General features: G+C 62.2%; 15 protein-coding genes and 1 pseudogene. 4 read left to right on the top strand and 12 right to left on the bottom strand.

Annotation, left to right across the window (positions count from 1 at the left end; translation table 11 throughout):
• Positions 1-2 precede the first annotated feature (2 nt).
• The 4 genes from LRS56_12095 to LRS56_12080 all read right to left on the bottom strand — a co-directional run bounded on the left by LRS56_12095 (position 3) and on the right by LRS56_12080 (position 4,644).
• Complete coding sequence (locus LRS56_12095) at positions 3-2,243, bottom strand: xanthine dehydrogenase family protein molybdopterin-binding subunit (protein ID WDU65125.1); 2,241 nt, start codon at positions 2,241-2,243, stop codon at positions 3-5.
• A gap of 13 nt (positions 2,244-2,256) precedes the next feature.
• Positions 2,257-2,730 (bottom strand): (2Fe-2S)-binding protein, encoded by a 474-nt coding sequence (locus LRS56_12090; protein ID WDU65124.1) that lies wholly within the window; start codon positions 2,728-2,730, stop codon positions 2,257-2,259.
• Between the two features lie 80 nt (positions 2,731-2,810).
• On the bottom strand, positions 2,811-3,533 hold the full coding sequence (locus LRS56_12085; protein ID WDU65123.1) for an NAD(P)-binding domain-containing protein: 723 nt from the start codon (positions 3,531-3,533) through the stop codon (positions 2,811-2,813).
• A 13-nt stretch (positions 3,534-3,546) separates the two neighbouring features.
• On the bottom strand, positions 3,547-4,644 hold the full coding sequence (locus LRS56_12080; GenBank protein WDU65122.1) for an alpha/beta hydrolase: 1,098 nt from the start codon (positions 4,642-4,644) through the stop codon (positions 3,547-3,549).
• Positions 4,645-4,897: 253 nt separating this feature from the next.
• Between LRS56_12080 and LRS56_12075 the strand changes: the two genes are divergently transcribed.
• On the top strand, positions 4,898-5,644 hold the full coding sequence (locus LRS56_12075; GenBank protein WDU65121.1) for a YkgJ family cysteine cluster protein: 747 nt from the start codon (positions 4,898-4,900) through the stop codon (positions 5,642-5,644).
• Positions 5,645-5,687: 43 nt separating this feature from the next.
• Here the strand turns inward: LRS56_12075 and LRS56_12070 are convergent, their stop codons facing one another.
• Positions 5,688-6,680: an aldo/keto reductase gene (locus LRS56_12070; protein WDU65120.1), complete on the bottom strand. Its 993-nt coding sequence runs from the start codon at positions 6,678-6,680 to the stop codon at positions 5,688-5,690.
• 306 nt (positions 6,681-6,986) lie between these two features.
• Here LRS56_12070 and LRS56_12065 point away from each other — a divergent pair.
• Positions 6,987-10,141: pseudogene (locus LRS56_12065) on the top strand (efflux RND transporter permease subunit).
• 5 nt (positions 10,142-10,146) lie between these two features.
• On the opposite strand, the gene LRS56_12060 reads toward LRS56_12065, so the two are convergent.
• Both LRS56_12060 and LRS56_12055 read right to left on the bottom strand, forming a co-directional pair.
• Positions 10,147-12,222, bottom strand: coding sequence for a TonB-dependent receptor (locus LRS56_12060; protein WDU65119.1), 2,076 nt, complete (start codon positions 12,220-12,222; stop codon positions 10,147-10,149).
• Positions 12,223-12,273: 51 nt separating this feature from the next.
• Positions 12,274-12,663: a DUF2946 family protein gene (locus tag LRS56_12055; GenBank protein WDU65118.1), complete on the bottom strand. Its 390-nt coding sequence runs from the start codon at positions 12,661-12,663 to the stop codon at positions 12,274-12,276.
• 330 nt (positions 12,664-12,993) lie between these two features.
• Here LRS56_12055 and LRS56_12050 point away from each other — a divergent pair, with 330 nt between their 5' ends.
• A complete protein-coding gene (locus LRS56_12050; protein ID WDU65117.1) occupies positions 12,994-14,334 on the top strand; it encodes an ABC transporter substrate-binding protein in 1,341 nt (446 codons plus the stop codon).
• 3 nt (positions 14,335-14,337) lie between these two features.
• Here LRS56_12050 and LRS56_12045 read toward each other — a convergent pair whose 3' ends face one another.
• The 5 genes from LRS56_12045 to LRS56_12025 are packed head-to-tail and all read right to left on the bottom strand — an operon-like array spanning position 14,338 to position 21,873.
• Positions 14,338-15,951, bottom strand: a complete 1,614-nt coding sequence (locus LRS56_12045; protein WDU65116.1) for an ABC transporter ATP-binding protein — start codon at positions 15,949-15,951, stop codon at positions 14,338-14,340.
• Positions 15,948-16,832 (bottom strand): ABC transporter permease, encoded by an 885-nt coding sequence (locus LRS56_12040; protein WDU65115.1) that lies wholly within the window; start codon positions 16,830-16,832, stop codon positions 15,948-15,950. Before LRS56_12040 ends, LRS56_12045 begins: the two co-directional genes overlap by 4 nt.
• A 3-nt stretch (positions 16,833-16,835) precedes the next feature.
• Positions 16,836-17,786 (bottom strand): ABC transporter permease, encoded by a 951-nt coding sequence (locus LRS56_12035; protein WDU65114.1) that lies wholly within the window; start codon positions 17,784-17,786, stop codon positions 16,836-16,838.
• Positions 17,783-19,414, bottom strand: a complete 1,632-nt coding sequence (locus LRS56_12030) for an ABC transporter substrate-binding protein (protein ID WDU65113.1) — start codon at positions 19,412-19,414, stop codon at positions 17,783-17,785. Before LRS56_12030 ends, LRS56_12035 begins: the two co-directional genes overlap by 4 nt.
• Before the next feature lie 26 nt (positions 19,415-19,440).
• On the bottom strand, positions 19,441-21,873 hold the full coding sequence (locus LRS56_12025; GenBank protein ID WDU65112.1) for a TonB-dependent receptor: 2,433 nt from the start codon (positions 21,871-21,873) through the stop codon (positions 19,441-19,443).
• Between the two features lie 292 nt (positions 21,874-22,165).
• On the opposite strand from LRS56_12025, the gene LRS56_12020 reads away from it, so the two are divergent.
• Positions 22,166-23,983, top strand: coding sequence for an ABC transporter ATP-binding protein (locus tag LRS56_12020; GenBank protein ID WDU65111.1), 1,818 nt, complete (start codon positions 22,166-22,168; stop codon positions 23,981-23,983).
• Positions 23,984-24,026 lie beyond the last annotated feature (43 nt).

Raw genomic sequence — 24,026 nt, 5'->3', positions numbered from 1 at the left:
GCTCAGGCGAGCTTGAAGGGCAATTCACGTAAAGGCTTGCCGGTGATTTGCGCAATGGCGTTGGCGAACGCCGGCGCCAGCGGCGGCAGGCCAGGTTCGCCCATGCCGGTGGGCGGCTCCGCACTCGGCAGCGTGTGCACCGAAAACTCCGGCATATCGGCGATGCGTGGCACGCTGAAGTCGGCAAAATTGCTTTGCTGCACCACACCGTCCTTGAGGGTGATGGCGCCGCCCGGCAGGCACATCGACAGACCCATCAAGGCTGCGCCCTGTACCTGGGCTTCGACGCTGCGAGGGTTGACCACCAGGTTGCAATGCACGCCTGCGGTCACATGGTGCAGCACTGGACGGCCGTCCTGTACCGAGGCTTCGACGACATAGGCCACCACCGAACTGAACGACTCATGCACCGCCACACCCCAGGCGCGACCCGCCGGCAGTTGGCGCTTGCCGTACTCACTCTTGTCCACCGCCAATTGCAACGCCGCGCTATGGCGCGGGCTTTTGTCGGCGAAGAGTTTCATCCGGTAAGCCACGGGATCCTGCCGGGTGGCTCGGGCAATTTCATCAATCAACGTCTCCATCACGAACGCGGTATGGGTGGAGCCCACACTGCGCCACCACAGCACCGGCACGTTCAGCTTGGGGTGATGCACTGTCAGGCGCATCGGAATCGGATAGGGGTCACGCAGGCCCTCAGTGGCCGTGGGGTCAATGCCATTCTTTACCCGCCCACCGAACATGGTGCCCGTCACGATCGACTGCCCGACCAGCACGTGGTCCCAGGCCAGGACATTGCCGCTGTCGTCGAAACCGATGCGTGCGCGGTGCAGGTGCATGGGGCGGTAGTAGCCGCCTTTGATGTCGTCTTCGCGGCTCCATACGGTGCGCACGGGCACGGTTAACCCCGCTGTTCGTGCCGCTTTGGCCACTTCACAGGCCAAGACCACAATGTCGCTGGTGGCGATGCCGCGCCGCCCGAAACCGCCGCCGGCCGTCTGTACGTTGATCTGTACCTGTTCGGGCTTGAGATTCAGCACGCGTGCGGCCGCGGCGTTGTCGGCCCCGGCAAACTGGGTACCGACCCATAACTCGGCGCGGCCCTGTGACAGTTGCACGGTGCAGTTCAGCGGCTCCATGGGGGCATGGGCCAGGTACGGAAACACAAACTCGGCTTCGAGGGTATGCGGCGACGTTGCCAGCGGCGTCATATCCGCATTGAAAAGCTGGGGCCCCGGGCGACCGGCCTGGGCTTTGTAGTCGGCCAGTTGCCGCTCGCTGTCGACCTTTTCTACCGCCGCCGTATCCCACTGAACGTTGAGGGCATCACGCCCCTGTTTGGCCTGCCAATAGCCTTCAGCCAAGACGGCCACGCCTTCAGCACCGCCATCAAGCGGCACGCGATAGACCGCCTTTACACCACGGATGGCGCGTGCTGCGCGGTCATCCAACGCCGCCAGCCTGGCGCCGAATACCGGGGGGCGCGCCACCACGGCGGTGAGTTGCTCCGGCAGGCGCATGTCAATCCCGAAATCCTGTTGGCCGCTGCTCTTGGCTTTGGCATCGATGCGCGTCGTGGCCTGGCCAATGATGCGGAAATCCTTGGGATCCTTGAGGCTGACCTGGTCCGGTACCGGCATTGCCATCGCGGCCTCGGCCAGTTCGCCGTAGCTCGCGGTACGGCCACCCGGGCCTAGCACCCGGCCGGCGCGGGTACCCAGACGGGCCACGTCGACGTTCCAGCGCGCTGCCGCAGCAGCCAGCAGCATGGCGCGAGCGCGGGCACCGAGTTCGCGGTATTGGGTGTAGCTGTTCTTGATGGAGTTGGAGCCACCGGTCAGGTGCATGCCAAAGCGCGGGTCCTGATAGGCGATGTCACTGGTGCCGTTGCGACTGCGCACCAGGCTCCAGTCGGCATCCAGTTCTTCGGCAAGAATCATCGGCAAGCCGGTCTGTACGCCCTGGCCGAACTCCAGCCGGTTAATGGTCACGGTCACTTCGCCATTGGAGGCGATCTGTACGAAAGCGTTGGGTTGCTCAGTCGGCTTCAGCGGCTCCATCGCCACGCCGTTAGCCTGCTGCGCCAGGGCCAGGTGTGGAAAGGCGCCCAGGGCCAGGCCGCCGATCCCGAGTATCTTCAAGAAACTACGCCGGGCGTAGGTGGCAGGGCCGTCGACCTGATCGCGCTCCAGCATATGTTGCAAGGCGCGAGGCAGCTCCTCTGGAAAAAGATCGTTCAACATGGGGCTGCTCCTGTCAGGCAAGGGCTTTGGCGGCGTCAGCCACCGCAGCACGGATGCGCACGTAAGTGCCACAGCGACAGATGTTGCCCATCATCGCCGAGTCGATCTCCGCCGCCGTGGGCTGCTTGCCCTTGGGTTGAGCCTTGAGAAAGGCCGTTGCGCTCATGATCTGGCCGCTCTGGCAGTAGCCGCATTGCGCCACGTCGTGTTTGACCCACGCCTCGTGCACGGCCGTGCCGACGGGGTCACTGCCGTTGGTAGCCGCCTCGATCGTGGTGATCCTGCGACCCAGGGCGGCGGTTATCGGCGTGACGCACGAACGAATCGCCTGGCCATCCAGGTGCACGGTGCATGCGCCACACAGCGCTGCGCCGCAGCCGAACTTGGTGCCGGTCATGCCCAGCGCGTCGCGCAGGGTCCAGAGAATGGGGGTGCCGGGGTCGACGTCGACGGTGTAGTCACGGCCATTGATAGTGAGGACGCTCATCGTTGACAGCTCTCTTGATAATCAATCGGGGTCAGTGTTTTCAACATGCGGCGTGTGCCCTGGCGACAGCTGTCACCGGGTCATGCCTCAGGCGGCAAATTCAACAAACGTCGCAATGCCGGTGCATCGGTATTGGCTCTGAAGCCGACGCCACCGCGTTGAAAGCTGCGCGCCGTGGACAGATCGCCAGTGATGACCGGCTCAGCGGCGACATCGCGCACCAGCTGTGCAGCCACTTGAAGCGCCTCGGGGTCATTGCTGGCGATGGGCACGCCCAAGGGTTCACCGTTACCGCGAGCGGACGCATTGACCGCCGTGGCATCCACCGCGCTGAAGGCCCTGACCAACCGGGTGCCGGGCAAGTACTTGGCCGAGGTTTCGCCGACACCGTTGGCGTAGGCTTCGCGCGAGAGGGGATTGCCTTCATCCGGCGCAGGGTTGGTCGCATCCAGCACTATTTTGCCGCGCAGTTGCGGGGCCAGGTCGCGTCCGAGTTGGGGCAGGGCGTTATAAGGAACGGCGAACAGAATGACCGATCCGAACGCAGCGGCCTGCTGGGGAGTACCGGCCGACGCGAGCGGGCCGAGCTCCTTCACCAGCGCGTCAAGCTCTGCCGGGTTGCGTGTGGAGAACATCACGCCATGGCCTGCCTTGACCAGCAATTGGCCGATGGTGCCACCGTGTGAGCCGGCCCCGATGATCGCGATGCGCAGTTTTTCTGTCGCATTGGCGGTGATCGGGCATAGTCCGAGTGTCCAGAATGCAACGAGTGCAAATGCTACGGAACGTAGAAATACAGGCATGTGCAAGGTCCTCTTAAACCAGGTGCTGACCGAAAAATCCTGACAATTTGTCGACTGCAGGGCTTACATATTGCGGTTTGTCGTACATGTCGATATGCGTTGCGCCGGGCACCAGGTGAAGTTCCTTGGGCTGCTTCGCGTTCTTGTACGCCACCTCGCTGATGTACAGGCTGTCGGCGTTACCGCCCGCGATCATCAGCACAGGCCGTGGTGAAATAGTCTCGATCTGATCAAACGCGAAGAACGCCATTTGCGCGGGCAGGGCGGAGAACACTGAGCGGCCGGGAGCGTTCGGGTGCTGGCCACGCGGCGTGCGGTAATACTCGTAGCCTTCGCGGTACATGACCGGCGTGCTGGGGGTAAAATCCTTGCTTGACTCCGGCACTGTGGCGGTCAGCCGAATCGGCTCCCCACGCGCCTCGCGACTGCGTTGCGCCGAGGCGTCCTGCAGCAGCTTCATACGCTCCTCGTAGCTACGTGCATTGGCCAGACCATTGCGGCGCAGGTCACCAATATCCGCGGCGCTGACGGTGGCCACAGCTTTGATACGTTGCTCTGTCTGGGCTGCGTTCAGCACATAGCCACCGCCCCCGCAGATGCCCAGGGAGCCGATGCGATTGGCATTTACCTGGGCCAATGTGCTGAGGAAGTCCACCGAACTGCTGATGTCATCGACGCGTGCGGTAGGCAGTTCCATCAAGCGTGGTTCACCGCCGCTGTCGCCTTGGTAAGAGGCGTCGTAAGCCAGGGTGATAAAGCCCTGCTGGGCCAGGCGCAGCGCGTACAAGCCTGCGGTTTGCTCCTTGACGCCGCCGATGGGGTGAGTGATGACAATGGCGGGGTACTGCTTGTTGGCATCGAAGTTGGCGGGTTTGAACAGATTGGCCGTGATATGACTGCCCGTATTGCGGTTGGGGTAGCTCACGCGCTCGACCGAAATACCCTGTGTGTCAGGCTGGCCAATGACGGTGGGGCCGAAGGCGGCTTTCGTTTGAGCAGACGCCAGGCCCGGTGCGAGCAACCCAGGCCCGGCAATCGCAACGCTGCACAGCGCGACTGCTGAGGCACCCATGAAAATACGGCGATTTTCGTCTACATCACTTTTCTTCATGGCTGACTCCGGGGTCGGCATGGGTACGGAAAGTAAAAAGTATAAGTGGCCGCCCTGGTCGCCCGTTTGCTCAAACGAGGCAGATGATTGCCTGATATGGCGATATTGAGTGCCTCTCGTGAGCGTGCAAACAGCTGAACTTCAAACGTCTTGAATCAGGCAATGATGCCGCTGGATCAGGCAATTTCAGACGCGATTAACTTTTCATACTCACTGCGCACCAACGCTTTCCCGACCCGTGTGAGTAGGTTCCATGAATAACAACCCAATTCGATTTGCCTGCAACGGCTGCGGCGTTTGCTGCAAGGGCCGTTTGATTCCCCTGACGTTGAGTGAAACCCGGCAATGGTTACAGCGAGGGCACGACGTGGCGGTGCTGCTGGAAGCATTCAATGAATCGACCTGGGCTGCACATCCCGGCCAATATGCTCACAGCGCCAGGCGTGCGGTTGAAGTGGTGAGTGGGCGTGCACCCGTCCGGGTCGTTGCGATAATGGCCGGCAATGCGCTTGGGCAGTGCCCGAACCTGGGGGCGGATGATCGGTGCGGTATTTATGAGCAACGGCCGCTGGTGTGCCGGATCTATCCGATGGAAATCAACCCGTTCATTGCCTTGCGCCCGGAAGACAAAGCCTGCGCGCCGCAGGTCTGGGAAACGGGTGAGGTGTTGTTCACAGACCGGATCGTCGACCCGCTGCTCAACGATCAAGTCGAGCGCTCCCGACAAGCCGACCGCGACGATGCCGAGGCGAAAATCGCCGTATGTGAAGACCTGGGGCTGAACGTTGCCGCGTGGAAAGGCAATGCGCTGGCGGTTTACCTGCCCGCGCACGCGACGCTGCTGGCGGCGATCAATCGCTACGATGCGGGGGATCATTCGCCCGCCACGCAGACGTGGAAGGTACGAGCGGATGACGACACCTTGCGCACGCAACTTCATGTGCTCGGTGTGGCATTGGCTGAGCAGGGCCAGGCTGACTATATTTTTCACCGGGTCTAGACGGCCGAAAGGCGACGCGGGCGCGTCGCCTTTCACGCTCACCTCAGGAATCGACCAGGCCAAGCGCTGCTTGATGCAGGCGCTGTCCTTGTACCGGGATGCGCGCCAGCGCCTCTTCGAGGGTGCGCAGGTCCTGCTCGGTCAGCCGAACCGTCGTTGCACCGAGGTTTTCTTCCAGACGATGCAATTTTGTCGTGCCGGGTATTGGCACGATCCAGGGCTTGCGTGCCAGCAGCCAGGCCAGGGCGAGTTGGGCCGGGGTTGCATTCTTGTCCCCGGCGATTCGCTTCAAGGCATCCACCAGCGCCATATTTGCCAAACGCGCCTCGGCTGAAAAACGTGGCACCGCACTGCGGAAATCACTCTCGTCAATTTTCGTGTCAGGGGTAATGGAGCCTGTCAGGAAGCCCGCGCCCAGTGGGCTCCACGGCACAAAACCAATACCCAGTTCTTCGCAGGCTGCGAGTACGCCGTTATGTTCGACATCCCGAGTCCACAGCGAGTATTCGCTTTGCACCGCAGCCACCGGTTGGGTCGAATGCGCACGGCGAATGGTTGACGCGCTTGCCTCGGACAAGCCCCAGTGCTTGACCTTGCCTTGGGCGATCAACTCACCGACCGCACCCGCAACGTCTTCAATGGGCACGTTGGGATCGACTCGATGCTGGTACAGCAGGTCAATCTTTTCGACTTTCAGCCGCGCCAGCATCCCGTCCACGGCCTTGCGCAAGGTGGCGGGGCGACTGTCCAAGCCGTAGCGCGATCCATCCGGGTTCAAGCCGAAGCCGAACTTGGTCGCGATGTGCACCTTATCGCCATAGGTGGCGAGGGCATCGCCCACCAGTGATTCATTGATAAACGGGCCGTAGACCTCTGCGGTATCGAAAAGGGTAACGCCGCGTTCGACCGCAGCGTGGATCATGCTCACGCCCGCAGCCTTGTCCAGCGGTTGGCCGTAGGTGGTATTCAACCCCATGCAGCCGTAACCCAGTTCTGAAACCACCAGCCCATTGGTACCGAGTGTTCTGGTTTTCATGCTGTTCTCCGCTCTTGATTCCCATAAGCGCCACTGCATTTTCCAACCGCAGTGCGCACCGCTCAGCACGCTTGCGCGTGCAAGAAACGTCTCTATGTTGGGCGTCTTTGCTGTTGGCTGTTTGCTTGATTCGGGGCAAGCCTTGCCTGAACTGACGATTATTAACCCGCCGCGAACGCTCAGCCCGGGCAGGCCCGAAGTTCGCCGGAACAGGCAGTATTTGCCTTGAATCAGGCAAGTCGCGAGTTGGGTGCAACGCCGAAGATAGGCGCGCTTTAAACCGCCCGCGTTGAAACGGAGTGATACATGTCGAAGTTTTTCATTGAACGCCCGATCTTTGCGTGGGTACTGGCGCTGATTGTGATGCTGGTGGGCACGTTGTCGATTCTTAACCTGCCCATCAACCAATACCCCACCATCGCAGCGCCCGCGGTTGCGATTCAGGTCAACTACCCTGGAGCTTCCGCCCAAACCGTGCAGGACACCGTGGTGCAGGTGATCGAGCAACAAATGAACGGCATCGACAACCTTCGCTACATCGCGTCGGAGAGCAATTCCGATGGCAGCATGCGCATTATCGTGACGTTCAACCAAGGCACCGACTCGGACATCGCCCAGGTTCAGGTGCAGAACAAGCTGAACCTTGCGTCGCCGCTGCTGCCGCGTGAGGTGCAACAACAGGGCTTGCGGGTCACCAAGTTTCAGCAAAACTTCATGATGTTTATCGGGCTGGTGTCCACCGACGGCCAATACACCAAGGAAGACCTGTCCAACTACATCGTTTCGAACATTCAGGATCCGATTTCCAGAACCTCCGGCGTGGGTGATTTCCAGGTGTGGGGCACGCAATACGCGATGCGTGTGTGGCTCGATCCAGCCCGGCTCAACCAGTTCCAGCTGACGCCGGTGGATGTGACTGCAGCGATTGAAGCGCAGAACGTGCAGGTCGCTTCAGGTGCGATCGGCGGCCTGCCTGCGCGCAGTGGCACGGTGTTCACTGCGACGATCATCGGCAAGACGCGCCTGCAAACCTCAGAGCAGTTCGGGGACATCTTGCTGAAAGTCAACGGCGATGGTTCCCAGGTGCGCCTGAGTGATGTGGCAAGCATTGGCCTGGGCAGCGAGAACTACAGCATTGATGCACAAAGCAATGGCCGGCCCGCTTCGGGTATTGCGATCCGCTTGGCCACTGGTGCCAACGCGCTGGATACGGCCAAAGCTATCCGCGCGACTGTGGATCGCTTGAAGCCATTTTTCCCGGCCGGGGTCGAGGCGATTTACCCCTATGACACCACGCCGGTGGTCACTGAATCGATCAAGGGCGTGGTCTACACGCTGATGGAGGCGGTGGTACTGGTGTTTCTGGTGATGTTGCTGTTTCTGCAGAACCTGCGTGCCACGATCATCACCACCATGACGGTGCCGGTGGTGCTGCTGGGCACCTTCGGGATACTGGCCGCGGCGGGGTTTTCGATCAATACGCTGACCATGTTCGGCATGATCCTGGCCATTGGTTTGCTGGTGGATGACGCCATTGTTGTGGTCGAAAACGTCGAACGGGTGATGGCCGAGGAGCATTTGTCGCCCAAGGCCGCCACGCGCAAATCGATGCAGCAGATCCAGGGCGCCCTGATTGGTATCGCGCTGGTGCTGTCGGCGGTATTGCTGCCGATGGCATTCTTCGGCGGCTCCACCGGGGTGATCTACCGTCAGTTCTCGATCACGATTGTTTCGGCCATGGTGCTCTCGGTGTTCGTGGCCTTGATCTTTACGCCGGCATTGTGCGCGACGATGCTCAAGCCGATTGATCCACGTGAGCACGGCAAGCCCAAACGCGGCTTTTTTGGCTGGTTCAACCGAGGTTTTGACGCTTTTGTGAATGGCTACGAGCGTGGGGTCGGCCAGATTATCCGTCACAAGGTGCCGGGCTTTGTGGTGTACCTGGTGATCGTTGCCGGCATGGTCTGGTTGTTTGCGCGCATTCCAGCCTCGTTCTTGCCTGCCGAGGATCAGGGGGTGATTTTTACGCAGGTGCAGACACCGGCCAACAGTTCGGCCGAAACCACACAAAAAGTCCTCGACCGCATGACACGGTTTCTACTCGATACGGAGCAGGGCGAGGGCAAGGCCGTGAGTTCGGTGTTTACCATCAATGGCTTCAACTTTGCCGGCAGAGGACAGAACTCGGGGATTGCGTTTGTACTGCTCAAACCCTGGGATGAGCGCGACAGTGACAACACCGTGTTCAACGTTGCACAACGTGCGCAGCAGGCGTTCTCGAAGTACCGCGACGCGATGGTGTTCGCCATTGTGCCGCCTTCCGTGCGGGAGTTGGGCAACGCCACGGGTTTTGACTTCTACCTGCAAGACCAGGACAACGTGGGTCATGCAAAACTCATGGAGGCGCGCAGCAGGTTCATTGAGCTGGCCGCGCAAAGCCCGATCCTCGCGGCCGTTCGGCCCAATGGCCTGACCGATGAGCCGCAGTACCACCTGACCATCGACGATGAGCGCGCCCGGGCGATGGGGATTTCCTTACTGACATCAACACCACCCTGTCGGTGGCGTACGGGAGCAGCTACGTGAACGACTTCATTGACCGTGGCAGGGTCAAGCGGGTGTACGTGCAGGGTGACCCGGACTCACGTAACTCGGCCGAAGACCTGTCCAAATGGTTTGTGCGTAACGACCAGGGCCGGATGGTACCGTTCTCGGCATTTGCCAGCGCCGAGTGGGGGTTCGGTTCACCGAAATTATCGCGCTACAACGGTGTACCGGCCGAGCAGATACTCGGCACGCCAGCGCCAGGTTACAGCTCGGGGGAGGCCATGGACGAAGTCGAGCGTATCGCCGCAGAGCTGCCACCAGGTGTGGGTATCTCGTTCACCGGCCTGTCTTATGAAGAGCGCCTTTCCGGCTCGCAGGCGCCGGCTTTGTATGCGTTATCAATCCTTGTGGTGTTCCTGTGCCTCGCGGCGCTCTATGAAAGCTGGACGATTCCAATCGCGGTGATGTTGGTGGTGCCCCTTGGCGTGATCGGCGCCTTGATGGCCACCGCCATGCGCGGGCTGTCCAACGACGTGTTCTTTCAGGTCGGGCTGTTGGTGACCGTAGGGCTGGCGGCAAAAAACGCAATTCTGATCGTGGAGTTTGCCAAGGAACTGCACGAGAAAGGCAAACCGCTGCTTGAAGCCACTGTCGAGGCGAGTCGCATGCGTTTGCGGCCGATCATCATGACCTCAATGGCCTTCATCCTGGGCGTGCTGCCGCTGACCCTTTCCAGCGGTGCCGGCTCCGGCAGCCAGCACGCCATCGGTACCGGGGTAATCGGCGGCATGATCACCGCCACGGTGCTGGCGGTTTTTTGGGTGCCGCTGTTCTTCGTCGCCGTGTCGTCGTTGTTCAAAGGCACGCATCTGAAGCAGGGCGACACGGCGACGGAAGATGAGGCAGAGCGCTGAAGCAATCAGAAGTCCAGCGTCACGCCGCTATACAAAGCACGCCCGTCACCCGGTGAGTGCAACGACGCACGCGCACCGTCGGGGTCGTACCAGACGTACTCGTAATAGCGGTTGGTGAGGTTTTTAAGCTGCAGGTCAACGCTGACCGACGGGGTCACCTGGTACGTAGCCCCCAGGTTCATCAGGACATAGCCGCCGTAGGTGCCCTTGGTGTTCTCGCGCTCCAGATAATAGTTCGTCTGGCCGTTCATCCAGCCGGTGAGTTGCAGGGCCGGCGTGGCCTGGTAACTGATACCGGCGTTGTACAGGTGGTGGGGGATGTGGTCGATTTCCTGGCCTTTGCTGTTGGGCAGCGTTGCACTGGGCTGGAGGATCTTCGAGTACTGCCAGGCGTAGGCCATCCAGATCTCGGTGTGTTCATTGGGGTGCAGGTTCAACTGGGCGTCGTAACCCCAGCGGCGGGTTTCGCCGACGTTATCCGACTCGCCGCTGGGGTCATTGAGCCGCCGGCTGACTTCGCCACTGGCCTCCTGCTGCCAATAAGCCACGCGGCCGTCGATCCAGTCGGCGGGGGTGAATTTGATCCCGGTTTCCCAACCTTCATTGATCGACGGGGCCAGGTCGGTGTCCCTCGGCGGAATCTTGTAGGCCGCCGCGCCGGTGCCGACCTGGAACGTACGCCCCCAGTTGGCGTAGAGGCTGGCCACGTCCCAGGGTGAGTACACCACGCTGAGCTTGGGTTGTTTGATCAGCCCGTAGTCATTGATGGCGTAGTCCATGCCGGTCATTTGGTTGGTGAAGTCTCCCTGGATCTTGTCGACGCGGTACGCCGGGATGATCTTCAGCGACTCAAACGGCTTGATCTCGGCCTGCAGGTAGGCGCCGTAAGTGTCGAAGTCAAATCTCTGGTCGCGGGTTTGTGCCAGGCGCACCCGGTCTTTGGTGCGGTAGCGCTCGCTGGTGTTCTGTTGCTGCTGTACGTCTGCGCCGCCTTCCAGGGCGAAGTCGTAAAGCCAGCTGACCTGCGGACGCCATGTCAGGGAGGTGAGGGCGCCGTACTGGGTTTCGTAGGCGTCGCGCTCCTGCTGGGCGCTGGTGCGCCAGTATTGCGTCCAGCGTCGGTCGTCAAAGGTATTGACGTAGGTTTTTGCCGACCAGGCCAGGTGCTCGGCCAGTTCAGTGTCGAAATGCACGCTCAGCTGGTTCATGCGCCGCGTGCCTTTGTCGGTGGCGTTGTAGCTGTTGGTCATGGTTGGGTGGCGGTGCGCATCGTCTTCGCTCAAGTAGCCGGGCTCCTGCGCCTCGGTTTCGTAGTGACGGGCGATCAGCCCAACGCGGTAGCTGTCGTCGTCCGGGGTGTAGAACCATTTACCCGACAGCGAAAATTTGTCCGCCGCGGCGTGATCGCGGTAACCGTCGGATTTTTGGTAAGCGAAGAAGTAATTCTGCGTCCAGTTGCTGCCCTCGAGGCCTGTGGCGAGTTGCGCCTCCCGGGTGTTGTAACTGCCATAACGCAGCCGCGCCTGGGTGTACTCGCCGCCGGTGCGGGTAAGCATGTTCACGTTGCCGGCGATGTTGTTCAGGCCATAGCGCGCATCGCTGGTGCCGCGCACCACTTCGATACTGTCCAGTTCCAGCGGGAAAATCATGTCCATGAACGGCATGTTGCCGTCATTGCTGTTGCTCGGAATACCATCGATCAGCAGCTTCACCGCATTCACTTCACCTTCGCCATTGAAGCCGCGAAACGAGATCTTGCCGGAGGTAGTGCCCTGGTTGAATTCGGTGAGCATCACCCCCGGCGCACGGCTGAACAGCTCCCAGCTGTAGTTGACCGGCATCTTTTGCAGAATGTCCGCGCCGAGAATATCCACCGAACTCAGCACACTGGCGGTGTTCAACGGGCCGCTGCTGCCGGTCGCACCCTGGACCGTGACGGTGCCGAGGGTCAGGGTCGAATTTTCGCTGTTGCCGGTAGCTGTGAGCGAGTGAAACGTAAGCAGGCCGGTTGAAAGCAGCGGCCACAGGTAACGCGAACCCGGGCGACGCTTGGCGCCGGGCACAAAGAATGAAGCAGGCATGAGGCAAACCTCTTGATGACCAAAAGACGAACACAACGAATGTGAGGTCGATCAGGCAACAGGTGAGGCGCGTGGGCTCAGGTTCGGCCAGCGGATCCTGGGGTGCAACGCTGGCAGGGGCGGGTTGTCGAGGAGGGTGTCCGGTGTGAAGCGCGGCAGCCAATGCCGGTAATAATCGGACGGCAACGCGGCCAGGCCCGCATGCCCGCAGCAGCAGTCGCCGTGTTTCATCGCGGTTTTCGCCGGGCCCGACTGCAGCGGGTCGAGCAGCTTGCCAAAGCCTGGCGGCAGGGCTTGCGAGGCGCCTGCGGAGCAAAATCCGCCCCACAGCATCAGGCCGACATCCGGCGTCTGCATCGCGCGGCTCAGCGGCATGGCCAGCATGTTCAGCAACAGGGCCAGGCAGGCGACCCAGGGGCTTATGCGTTTGAACGTGGCCATCACAGATGTCGTGGCAAAGGGGCGGGTATTTAGCCGCAGTTCGGGCATGAAGTAAAACGCGCTATTTTGCCGCAGGCAGCGCGCGTGCAGTGTTGGTGGCGCAACAGCGGTTCAGTAAAGTGTTCGATTGCCCAGGCCGCAATGTGGCAGCGGGCTTGCCCGCGATGGCGTCATATCAGCCGACACAGGCATTGGCTGACACACGGCTATCGCGGGCACGCCTGCTTCCACATTGGCGCTCTAACGGCTTGGCATGAATTGTGTTGTCAGTCGCTTGAGCTGACCCGACAACGGGAGGGAAATCCCCACCTTTCATAAGAACCCACACCCATGCACAACGTCTTGCAACGCACAGTTATCGCCAGCCTGCTGGCACTCGCAGCTCTGGGCGGGCCGCTGTCTACCGTCGCCCAGGCCGCCAACGATCAACAGTTCATTCCGCTGGCCACCTACCGGGTCGGCGCGTATGCCTCCAGTGGTATCCCATGGTGGGCGGGCGAGATCGACTACTTCCGCTATATCAACGAGGTCGAAGGCGGGGTAAACGGCGTGAAGCTGGTCTGGCAGGAATGCGAGACCGAGTGGAAGACCGACCGCATCATCGAATGTTATGAACGCTACAAGACCGGCCTGGATGGCGCGCCTACCGGGTTCTTCTTCACCCACAGCACCCCGGCCTCCTATGCGTTGATGGACCGTGCCGCCGTCGACCATACCCCGTTGATCGACGGCGCCGGAGGGCGTACCGAGTCTACCGACGGCCGTGTGTTCCCGTATGCGTTCCCGTTGCTGCTCAACTATTACGGGCAGGCGTCGCTCGGTATCAACTACATCGCGCAGCGCGAAGGCGGCCTGGACAAGCTCAAGGGCAAGAAGATCGTCACCGTCTACCATGATTCCGCCTACGGCCGCGAAACCCAGGCCGCCCTGCAATTGCTCGCCGAAAAATACGGTTTCGAGAATATTCAGATCCCCGTGGCCGACCCGGGCAACGAGCAATCCACCCAATGGCGCCAGGTTCGCCAGATCAACCCGGACTGGGTATTCCTGCGCACCTGGGGCGTGTCCACGCCGGTCGCGATCAAAACCGCCGTGCGCTTTGGCGTGCCGGTGGACCGCCTGATCGGCGACGTATGGGCCGGCTCCGAAGCCGATGTGATCCCCGCTGGAACCGCCGCCAAAGGCTACCAGGCGCTGGCGCCATTCCCTGGCGGCGACACCTTCGAGATCCATAAAAAGCTCAAGCAATTCATCCTCGAACCGGGCAAAAGCAACCTCAAGGACCCCAGCTACTTCGGCAAGGTCTACTACAACATCGGCCTGATCAATGCCGCCATCGCCGTGGAAGCGCTGCGCACCGGCCAGGCCAAATTCGGCAACCGGGCACTCAACGGCGAGGAAACGCGCTGGGCGTTTGAGCACTTGGATATCGACCCCGCACGCCTCAAGGCCATGGGCTTCGAAGGGCTGCTGGCACCCTTGAAGCTGTCCTGCGCCGACCATGAAGGCGGCGGCTCAGCCCGGGTGCAGCAGTGGGACGGGCAAAAGTGGGTGCTGGTGACCGACTGGCTGCAGGCCGACCGCGCCACCTTGCGCCCGTTGATCGAAGCCAAGTCGGCCGCGTATGCCCAGGAGAAGGGCATCACGGCGCGTGACTGCGCGGCGCAGTAAGCCTCAAGCGGCGGTTGCGGTGACTTGTCGGCCAGGGATGGCCGCAATCAGCTCACGCGTGTAATCGCTGGCGGGCGCATTGAAGATCCGCTCCACCGAACCTTGTTCAATCACCCGGCCATTGCGCAACACCAGCACCTCATGGGCAAAGTTGGCGACCACCGACAAGTCGTGGGACACCAGCACATAGGCAATCCCCATCTCGCGTTGCAACTCTTGCAGCAAGTCGAGGATGTGCGCCTGCACCGACACGTCCAGCGCGCTCACCGGTTCGTCAAGCAGCAACAGGTCGGGCTTGAGCGCCAGGGCCCTGGCGATGGCGACCCGTTGGCATTGGCCGCCCGACAGCTCACGCGGCAAGCGGTCCAGAAAGCTCACGGGCAAGTGCACGCGGCTGATCAACTCACGCGCTGCGTGCTCCAGCGCCGCGCCTTTAAGCAAACCGAACGACACCAGCGGCTCGACGATGCTGTCGAACACGGTGAAGCGTGGGTCCAGCGCGGCAAACGGGTTTTGCTGCACCAGTTGCAGGCGCTGGCGCAGCGGGCGGAAGTCGCGCCAGCTGAGGTCGGTGACGTCCTGTTGTTCGAACCACACCCGCCCGCTGTTGGGTTTCTCCAGGCCCAGGGCGATGCGCAGTGCGGTGCTTTTTCCCGAGCCGGACTCACCGACGATGGCCAGGGTTTGCCCAGGGAACACCTGCAGGCTCAGGTCCTCGAGCGCCACAAGCGTCGCGTCCTCACCCTTGACTTTGGGCAGTGCGAAGCTCTTGCCGACGTTCTGCAGGCGCAGGATCGGTGGTTGCGTCGAGTCACGGCGCGCCAGGGGTTCCCGACGTTTGGCGAACGCCGGGGCCGCAGCGATCAGTGCCCGCGTGTAGTCGTGCCGGGGCGCGACCAGGATTTGCCGTGGCGGGCCCTGTTCGACCACCTCGCCTTGCTGCATCACCAGGATGCGGTCGGCGCGGTCAAGCGCCACGCCGAGGTCGTGGGTGATGATCAACAACGAAATCCCACGCTCACTGACCAGGCGCTGCAAGTGGTCGAGGATCTTGCGTTGCACTGTTACGTCCAGCGCGCTGGTGGGCTCGTCGGCGATGATCAGGCGCGGGTTGCCGGCCAGGGCGATGGCGATCAGCACGCGCTGGCGCATGCCGCCGGACAGCTCATGGGGGTACTGGCGTGCGCGCAGCACCGGCTTGTCGATGCCCACCTGTTGCAGCAACTCGACAATATCGGCGTCGACGCCGGGGTAGCGCTTGCCCTTGGCCAGCACCAGCGCTTCGGCAATCTGCTGGCCGACGCGCAGGGTCGGGTTGAGGCTGACCATCGGGTCCTGGGGCACCAGGCCGATGGTGCGCCCGCGCAGGTTGCGTTTCTGCCGTTCGCTGGCGTGGGTCAGGTCGTGGCCGTCCACCCACAGCTCACCGGCGCTGATCTGTGCGTTATCCGGCAACAGGCCGAGGATCGCGTTGGCCAGGGTCGATTTGCCCGAGCCAGACTCGCCGACAATCGCCAGCGTCTCGCCTTGGGCGATGGTCAGCGACAGACGATTGACCGCCAAGTTGCCGTGCCGGTAGCTGACGCTGAGTTGACGAACATCCACTAAAGCCGTCATCGCTGGATCTCCTCGAAAGTGCGGGCGATATGGTTAAGGCTGAATACCACCGCGACCAGGAACAGGCCCGGCAGCAGGGACACCCAGGGCGCCGTGATCAGAAAGTGCCGCCCGTTGGCGATCAGCGTGCCCCATTCCGCCGCCGGCGGGGCGGCGCCGAAGCCGAGAAAGCTCAGACCCGCGGTAGCGAGGATGGCCGCGCCAAAATCCAGGGTCGCCAATACCGCCACCGGGCCCCAGGCATTCGGCAGAATGTGCCGCAGCAAGGTCCGGCCCCAGCTGGCACCGCCCAAGCGTGCGGCTTCGACGTAAGGCAGGGTTTTGACCCGCAGCACCTCGGCGCGGGTGGTGCGGGCGAACCCCGGAATTATCCCGACGCCCACGGCGATGGCCACCGGCACCGTGCCGAAGCCGATGGCGGTGACGATTGCCAGGGCCAGCAGCAGGCCGGGCAGGGCCAGCAACACATCGACAAAACGCATGATCACCGCATCGATTCGGCCACCGGCAAAACCGGACAGAATGCCCAGGCCCAGCCCGCCCAGCAGCGCGATACCCACGGCCAGAAAGGCCGCCAACACCGACAGGCTGGAGCCGTAGACCACGCGGGTGTACAGGTCGCGCCCCAGTTCATCGGTGCCGAACCAGTGGCTCAGGTTCGGCGCGCTGAGCTTCACGGCGGGCGCGGTGGCGTAGGGATCGAAGCTGGTCAGCCATTGCGGCACTACCGCTGCGACTAAAGCGAACACTACGATCAGCAGCGCCAGGCTGAAGCCGGGCCTGCGCAGCAAGGGCAGCACCGCCGCCGATGCGCGTTGCCGACGGGTTCGGCGTTGCCACAAGGGGGCCGCACGGCCCAGGTTCTGCTCAAGGATCGTCATGGTTCAGGACACCTTTGGCGTGTGGGAGATGCGCGGGTCGAGCCAGGGGTAGAGCAGGTCGACCAGCAGGTTGACCACTACAAATGCCGCCGCCGACACCGCGACAATCGCCAGTACCACCGGAATGTCCTGGCGCAGCACCGCTTCCTGGGCCAGGCGACCGATGCCGGAGCGAGCGAAGATGGTCTCCACCAGCACCGCACCGGACACGGTGTTGCCGACTTGCAGGCCGATCAGCGTGAGGATCGGCAGCGCCGCATTCTTGAACCCGTGGCGCGCCTGCACCTGGCCACGGCTCAGGCCCTTGGCGTAAGCCGTGGCGATGTACGACTCTTTCCATACCCCCTGAAAGCTGCGCTGCAGCACCTGGGCGTACACTGCCGCACTCGGAATCGCCAGGGTGATCGCCGGCAACACCAGGCTTTCAACGCCACGGCTGCCGGTGGCCGGGAACCAGCCGAGGCCGAAGGCGAACACCTGGATCAGCAGCAGGCCCATCCAGAACACCGGCACCGAGAACCCCAGGGAAGGCAAACGCGCCAAGGCTTTTTTCAACGGTTGCCAGCGAATGTAGGCGGTCAGGTAGGCCAGGCCGATGCCGCCGACCAACGACAGCACAATCGCCAGGCCGGCCAGGGACAGGGTCTGCGGCAGGCGTTCGGCGAGCAACTCGGCCACCGGGCGGTTGAGCGACAGCGACTGGCCGAAGTCCCCGCGCAACGCACCCAGCAGCAGGTCGACATATTGCTCGAACAGGCCCTTGTCCAGCCCGTAATAGGCCCGCGCTTTGGCCAGGTCAGCCACCGACAGCGAGTCGGCTTCCATGCCCGAGGCGCTGAGCATGATCGACAGCGTGTCACCCGGCAGCAGATAGAGGATGAAGTAGGTGATGCTGTAGGCGCCCCATAGCACCAATAGGGCCTGGCCGACACGGCCGATCAGGTAGCGGCTCATGGCGTGCCGATCTCGATATCACCCAGCAGCGCGAAGCCCTCGGCGGTCCAGCGGAAGTTTTTCACCTTGGCCGACGTCGCCGCCTGCCACACACGCTCATACACCGGGAATGCCGAGCTTTGATCAATCAACAGGTCTTGAAGGTCGCCGTAGGCGGCTGCACGTTGTTGGCTCTGGGTGGCGGTGATCCCGGCATCAAACAGCGCCGTGGCTGTTTGCAGGACGGCCGGTTCGTAGGTGTTGGTGGCCACGGTGGAGCTGTTGGCGCTGCGCGGATCGAGGATGGTCTGCAGGATGATCGGGTCGGCACGGGTCATGTAGTTGATGGTCAGGTCGTAGTTGCCGGCGGAGTTGTTGGCCACCCATTCGGCGCGGGTCACCACGCTGAGTTTCAACTCGATACCGACCTTGCGCAGTTGGTCCTGGATCAGTACGTCACCGGCGGTTTCGGCCGGGCTGATGTTGTAGCTCAAGCTCAGGCGCTTGCCGTTTTTCTGCCGGTAACCGTCGGCGCCTTTGGCCCAACCGGCCTGATCCAACAGTTTCTCCGCACCTGCAGGGTCGTAGCCGAGCTTGCTGCCCTGGCTTTTGAAGTAGGGCGTGGTCACGTCGAAGATGCCGTCCACCACCGGGAACTCGGCGTTGTACACGGTGCTGGCGTAGCTCTTGCGGTCGATGGACTTCTGCACTGCAAGACGCACCTGTTGATCGGCGAGGATGCGTTCGCCACGGGTGTTGGGGTACAGGTTCAACGCAGGGCCCGGCAGCGAGCGGCTCTGGATGGTCGCGCCCTTGGACTGGAACAGTTTCAGGTCGACTTCCGAGAACGGGTTGCGCGGCCACAGGATGTCGGCCTTGCCTTGCAGGAACAGGCCGTTGCGCACGCTTTCTTCAGGGATGTAGCTGATGTCCACGGCTTCCAGGTGCGCTTCGCCCTGGTTTTTCATATTGGCCGAGGCCCAGGCGTAACCCTTGCGTTTGGTCAGGTGGGCGCCGACTTCCGGCGTGTAGCTGGCCAGCACGAACGGCCCGGTGCCGATAATCTTGCCGAGTGAGCGCTCCTTGGCCGTCAATGCATAGGAAGCGGGCGCGAGGATCGCCAGGTTGGTGGTGGACGTGGCTTGCAGGAACCCTGCGTTGGGCTTGGCCAGTACCAGTTTGACGGTGAAGTCGTCGACCACTTCGGTGTGGTCAAAGCCCGCCAGGTAGGTGGCGCCGAAGGTGGCCGGCAGCGCGGTAGCCAGTGCCTTGTCGCTGTCGAAGGCGGTCTTCACTGCTTTGGCATCGAAGCGCTCGCCGTTGCTGAAGGTCACGTTGTCGCGCAGGTGGAAGGTGTAGGTCAGCGCGTCGTCACTGACCTCCCAGCTCTTGGCCAGCCAGGGAATGATCTTGCCGGTTTGCGGGTCTTGGTCGGTGAGGGATTCGGCGACATTGCGCAGCAGCACCCGGTGTTCGAGCCAGTAGACCTGGAACGGGTCGACGCTGACCAGCGTGGTGTTGTCGCCAAAGAAGGCGATATTCAGGGTCTTGCTCGCCTGGGCCTGATCACCCGAAGGTGAGCAGGCGGTCAGGCTCAAGGCCAGGGCGCAGGAGGCCAGCAGACGGCTTGGCAATGTGGATCTATTCAATGGAGTGCCCTCGTTTTCGATTCGGCTTAAAAGTCGTAGGCCAGCTTGGTGTACCAGTAGCCGCCGCCCGGGTAGAACGGTGGGTTGCCGTAGGCCGCCAGGCCCAGGTTGCTGTAGACGGCATGTTTGTCGGGGCGTACGTCGAAGATGTTGGTGCCACCGATGCTCACGGTGAGGCTGTCGACGAAGGTGTAGCTCACGTCCAGGTCGGTGATCCATTTGGCGCCGAAGCTGCGGTCGCCCGTGGGGTTGACCGCCAGGGTCTTGACCGCGCCGTAGCGCGCGGTCTGCAGGTTGACGGCCAGGTCCTCGACCTTCCAGTTGGCGCCCAGGATCCACTTGGTTTTTGGGGAGGCGTCAGTCAGGTCGCCTTCACGGTCGCGGCCCACCAGGGTCACGCCTGAGCCCGCCAGTGCACTTGGCGTGTCACGGGAGCCTTCAATCGTGGTTTTGTTCCAGTTGAAGCCCAGGCTCCAGCGCACATCACCCCAGGCATCCAGTGGCGTGGTGTGGTCGGCGACCACGTCCAGGCCACGGGTGCGGGTGTCGAAGGCGTTGGTGTAGTAATTGACCCAGGTGCCGGTGGGCACGCCCTGGGCGGCGAGGATCGCATTGACCGCGCCATTGCCTTGGTCATAGATATTGCTGGTGAGGGCGATGCGGTCATCGATGTCGATCAGGTAGGCGTCGGCGGTGATGCTGGTGCGCGGCGCCGGTTGCCAGGTCAGGCCCAGGCCGAGGTTGCGTGACTTCTCCGGCTTGAGGTCATCGCCGCCCAGCGCCTTGGCCAGGTTGCTGCCCGAAGGGGTCAGGCGCGTGACCGCGGGCACCACATTGCCGTTCACATCGACGGCCACCCGATTGTCGGCCACGGTGTAGCCGATCTGCGTCAGCGACGGCGCACGGAAACCGGTGCCGACCGTGCCGCGTACCGCCACGGTGTCGGTCAGTTCGTAGCGCGAATTGACCTTCAGGCCGAAGGTGTTGCCTGAATCATCGTCGTAATGTTCCACCCGGCCGGCCAGGTCAAGGAACCAGCGCTCGGTCAGGTCAAACCCGAGGTCCAGGTAGCCGGCGTAGTTGTTGCGGATCAGGCTGACTTCATCCTCGGGGCGAATCGTGACGGCGGCCTGCGCGCCCGAGGCGGCCGGGTAAGTGCCGGTGATATAGGCTTCGGGGTCGCCGGCGAAGGTACTGAAATGCTCCCAGCGATGCTCCAGGCCAGCCGAGACCTGCACCGGCGAGGTGAGGTTGAACAGGCTGTCGTAGCGGCGCGTGAAGTCGAGGTTGTTGACCCATTGCTCGAAGCGGAAGGTCGCCAGGTTGTCGAATTTGGTGGGCGAGGCGGTGCCCAGCGACGGGTTGATATTCAGGTCGCTGGAGTGGTGGACGTTGTTGCGCCCGTAGGTGGTGCTCAGGTCCCAGTTCCATTCGGCCAGTTGGCCTTTGCCGCCGAACAGCAACTGGTAGTCGCGGTCCTTGATGTTGTTCAGCGGGAAGTAGCCGTCGGGGAATACCTCAGGCACGGCGGCCCGACCGGTCGGCAGGCGGAAGTAGTTGGCCGCCTCGGCATCGCGCTCGCCGTAGGTGGAAAAGGAGTAAAGCGTCAGGTTTTCCAGCGGCAATTCGGCGTTGTAGGCGAGGTTGAAGGCCTTGAGGTCGGGGTCGCCGTTCTTGATCGCCACCCGGTCCCAGGCGGCTTGTTTGGCCGGGTCGTTGAAGGCGCGCACGCTGCTGTCGGCCTTGTCGTTCCAGGACGCTTCGCCACGTTTACGGGCGTCGGCGGAGAGGTGGAAAAAGCCCCGCTCGCCGAGTTTGAAGCCTTGGTCGCCGGCCACCTTGATGGTCTCACCCTGGCCGGAATACAACTGCCCATAGCTGGTTTCCAGGTGCCCGCCGTTGTTGGCGGACTTGAGGATGATATTGATCACCCCGGCCACCGCGTCCGAGCCGTATTGCGCGGCAGCGCTGTCTTTGAGCACTTCGATATGGTCGACCGAGCTGACCGGGATCAGGTCGATGTCCACCGCATTCGCGCCGCTGTTATCAATCGAACCGCGCTGGCCGGTGGCGCCGTTGTGTCGGCGTTTGCCGTTGACCAGCACCAGGGTGTACGCCGGGCCGAGGCTGCGGTTGCTCAGGGGGCGCGTCACCGAGTTGTAGCCAGCGATATTGGTGCCGAAGTTGAACGAGGGCAGCAATTTGGCAATCGCCTCGGACAGCTCGGCGCGCCCGGTCTTGAGCAATTGTTCACTGTTGATCACATCAATCGGCGCCGGGCTGTCGGCGACAGTGCGTTCCTGGCCACGCAAACCGGTGGAGATCACGGTCACGGTGCCGAGCTTGGCGTCTTCCGTCGCAGCCTCGGCGAAGGAGGGCGCGGCGGCCAGCAGCAACGAGCCGGTCAGCAGCGACAGGTGAAACTTTTTAACGGGAGCGGGGCGTGTGATGTCGGGCATGTAGGCAACCTGGTGGCTTTGGGTACGTCCTCCGCCAGGCATGGGGTCGGTCTGTGAAGCGAAGATATCTCTATAAAAAACCGTGTGGAAAGTCTTTTTTGGAATAAGCTAATTATCAGATATTGTTATCTTGTTATTTTATAAGATCATCTATTTTTATTATGTGTTGGCGCGCACTGCTGCTCCCCGCTTGATGTGCCAGGTGTCGAGGCCTGTCATAATCCGCTCTCGCTTAAGTCGCCACCGATCATCACCGGCAATCCAGCCTGATTTCAGAACCCGTAGGGAGTGCATGCCATTGAGGGTGCTGTTCAATCGATTGAGCGCGTTTACCGTCCAGGCGCGCCGGGCGCTTGGGTTGGTGTGGGACACCTCGCGCCCGTTATTCATGGGGCTATTGCTGGCCACGATCATTGCCGGTCTGTTGCCGGCGTTGGCTGCCTGGATCGGCCAGCGCATTGTCGATGGCGTGGTCCACGCCATGCAGATTCATGCCGCCGGCAGCCAGGCGCCGGTCTGGCCGGTGATGCGCTATGTGCTGGCCGAGGCGGGTGTGCTGGCGCTGCTGGCCGCCGCGCAACGCGCCTTGTCGATGCAGCAATCGTTGTTGCGGGTGCAGTTGGGGGTGAAGGTCAACCTGATGATTCTGGAAAAAGCCCAGACTCTGTCGCTGCTGCAATTCGAAGACGCCGAGTTTCACGACAAGCTGGTGCGCGTGCGCCAAGGCGCGTCGACCCGGCCGCTGAGTCTGGTCACAAAGGGCTTGGGCCTGGTGCAAAACCTTATCTCGCTGATCAGCTTTGCCGTGCTGTTGGTGCATTTTTCGCCGTGGGCGCTGGTGATTCTGGTAGTCGGTGCGTTGCCGGTGTTCTTCGCCGAGACGCATTTTTCGGGCAATGCGTTCCGCCTGTTCCACCGGCGTGCGCCGGAGACCCGCCAGCAGAATTACCTGGAATCGCTGCTGTCCCACGAAGCCCATGCCAAGGAGGTCAAGCTGTTTGGCCTGGCGCCGTTGTTCCTGAAGCGCTACCGCGACAACGCCCAGCGCTTGTATACCGAGGACCGCCAATTAACGGTGCGCCGCGACGCCTGGGGCTTTGCCTTGGGCCTGCTGGGCACTGCAGCGTTTTACCTGGCTTACGCCTGGGTGGTGTTGGACACCGTGCGCGGCCAGACCAGCCTGGGCCAGATGACCATGTACATCGTGCTGTTCAAACAAGGGCAAAGCGCGATTACCGCCAGCCTCAGCGCGATTGCCGGTTTGTATGACGATAGTTTGTTCCTGTCGGACCTTTATGAGTACCTCGAAACCCCCGTGGTAGTGCCGCGTGGCCGGCTTACCCAGGGCGTGCGTCCAGGGGATGGCCTGCGCTGTGAGCAGGTGGGGTTCAGCTACCCCAATGCCGAGCAGCCGGCGCTGAGCAACATCAACCTGCACCTGGCGCCGGGGCAAAGCCTGGCGTTGGTGGGCGAGAATGGTTCGGGCAAGACCAGCCTGATCAAACTGCTGACGCGTCTTTATACCCCGGACGAAGGTCGAATCCTGCTGGATGGCAGCGACCTGCAAGACTGGGATGAACACACGCTGCAGCAACGCATCGGGGTGATTTTCCAGGATTACATCCGCTATCAGATGAGCGTCGGTGAAAACCTCGGGGTGGGCGATGTCGAGGCGTTGAACGACGAGGCGCGCTGGCGCACGGCTGCGACTCAAGGGGTGGCCGCCGAATTCATCGAGCGCCTGAGCAATGCCTATGCAACGCAATTGGGGCGCTGGCTTGGCGGGCAGGAACTGTCTGGCGGGCAATGGCAGAAGGTCGCCTTGTCACGCGCTTATATGCGTCAGGAGGCAGACCTGCTGATTCTTGACGAGCCGACTGCCGCGCTGGATGCCGGGGCGGAGGCGGCAGTGTTCGAGCACTTTCGTGAGCATGCCAAGGGGCGCATGACCCTGTTGATTTCCCATCGCTTCTCCAGCGTGCGCAATGCCGACCACATCATCGTGCTGGACGGTGGGCGGATTCTGGAGGAGGGCAACCACGCTCAACTGATGGCGGCGGGCGGGCGGTATGCCGAGTTGTTCGATGTTCAGGCGCGGGGGTATCGCTAGGTACCGAGCGCCTGTTGAATCGTGGCGAATTGTGTCAGGCAGA

The organism is Pseudomonas poae (genome assembly GCA_028869255.1).
Lineage (GTDB): Bacteria > Pseudomonadota > Gammaproteobacteria > Pseudomonadales > Pseudomonadaceae > Aquipseudomonas > Aquipseudomonas poae_C.
This window is presented reverse-complemented; position numbering and strand designations above follow the sequence as displayed.

What these genes read in the sequence shown, in the direction of transcription:
- LRS56_12095 (WDU65125.1), bottom strand. Translation starts at nt 2,243, where the DNA reads ATGTTGAACGATCTTTTTCCAGAGGAGCTGCCTCGCGCCTTGCAACAT.
- LRS56_12090 (WDU65124.1), bottom strand. Translation starts at nt 2,730, where the DNA reads ATGAGCGTCCTCACTATCAATGGCCGTGACTACACCGTCGACGTCGAC.
- LRS56_12085 (WDU65123.1), bottom strand. Translation starts at nt 3,533, where the DNA reads ATGCCTGTATTTCTACGTTCCGTAGCATTTGCACTCGTTGCATTCTGG.
- LRS56_12080 (WDU65122.1), bottom strand. Translation starts at nt 4,644, where the DNA reads ATGAAGAAAAGTGATGTAGACGAAAATCGCCGTATTTTCATGGGTGCC.
- LRS56_12075 (WDU65121.1), top strand. Translation starts at nt 4,898, where the DNA reads ATGAATAACAACCCAATTCGATTTGCCTGCAACGGCTGCGGCGTTTGC.
- LRS56_12070 (WDU65120.1), bottom strand. Translation starts at nt 6,680, where the DNA reads ATGAAAACCAGAACACTCGGTACCAATGGGCTGGTGGTTTCAGAACTG.
- LRS56_12060 (WDU65119.1), bottom strand. Translation starts at nt 12,222, where the DNA reads ATGCCTGCTTCATTCTTTGTGCCCGGCGCCAAGCGTCGCCCGGGTTCG.
- LRS56_12055 (WDU65118.1), bottom strand. Translation starts at nt 12,663, where the DNA reads ATGGCCACGTTCAAACGCATAAGCCCCTGGGTCGCCTGCCTGGCCCTG.
- LRS56_12050 (WDU65117.1), top strand. Translation starts at nt 12,994, where the DNA reads ATGCACAACGTCTTGCAACGCACAGTTATCGCCAGCCTGCTGGCACTC.
- LRS56_12045 (WDU65116.1), bottom strand. Translation starts at nt 15,951, where the DNA reads ATGACGGCTTTAGTGGATGTTCGTCAACTCAGCGTCAGCTACCGGCAC.
- LRS56_12040 (WDU65115.1), bottom strand. Translation starts at nt 16,832, where the DNA reads ATGACGATCCTTGAGCAGAACCTGGGCCGTGCGGCCCCCTTGTGGCAA.
- LRS56_12035 (WDU65114.1), bottom strand. Translation starts at nt 17,786, where the DNA reads ATGAGCCGCTACCTGATCGGCCGTGTCGGCCAGGCCCTATTGGTGCTA.
- LRS56_12025 (WDU65112.1), bottom strand. Translation starts at nt 21,873, where the DNA reads ATGCCCGACATCACACGCCCCGCTCCCGTTAAAAAGTTTCACCTGTCG.
- LRS56_12020 (WDU65111.1), top strand. Translation starts at nt 22,166, where the DNA reads ATGCCATTGAGGGTGCTGTTCAATCGATTGAGCGCGTTTACCGTCCAG.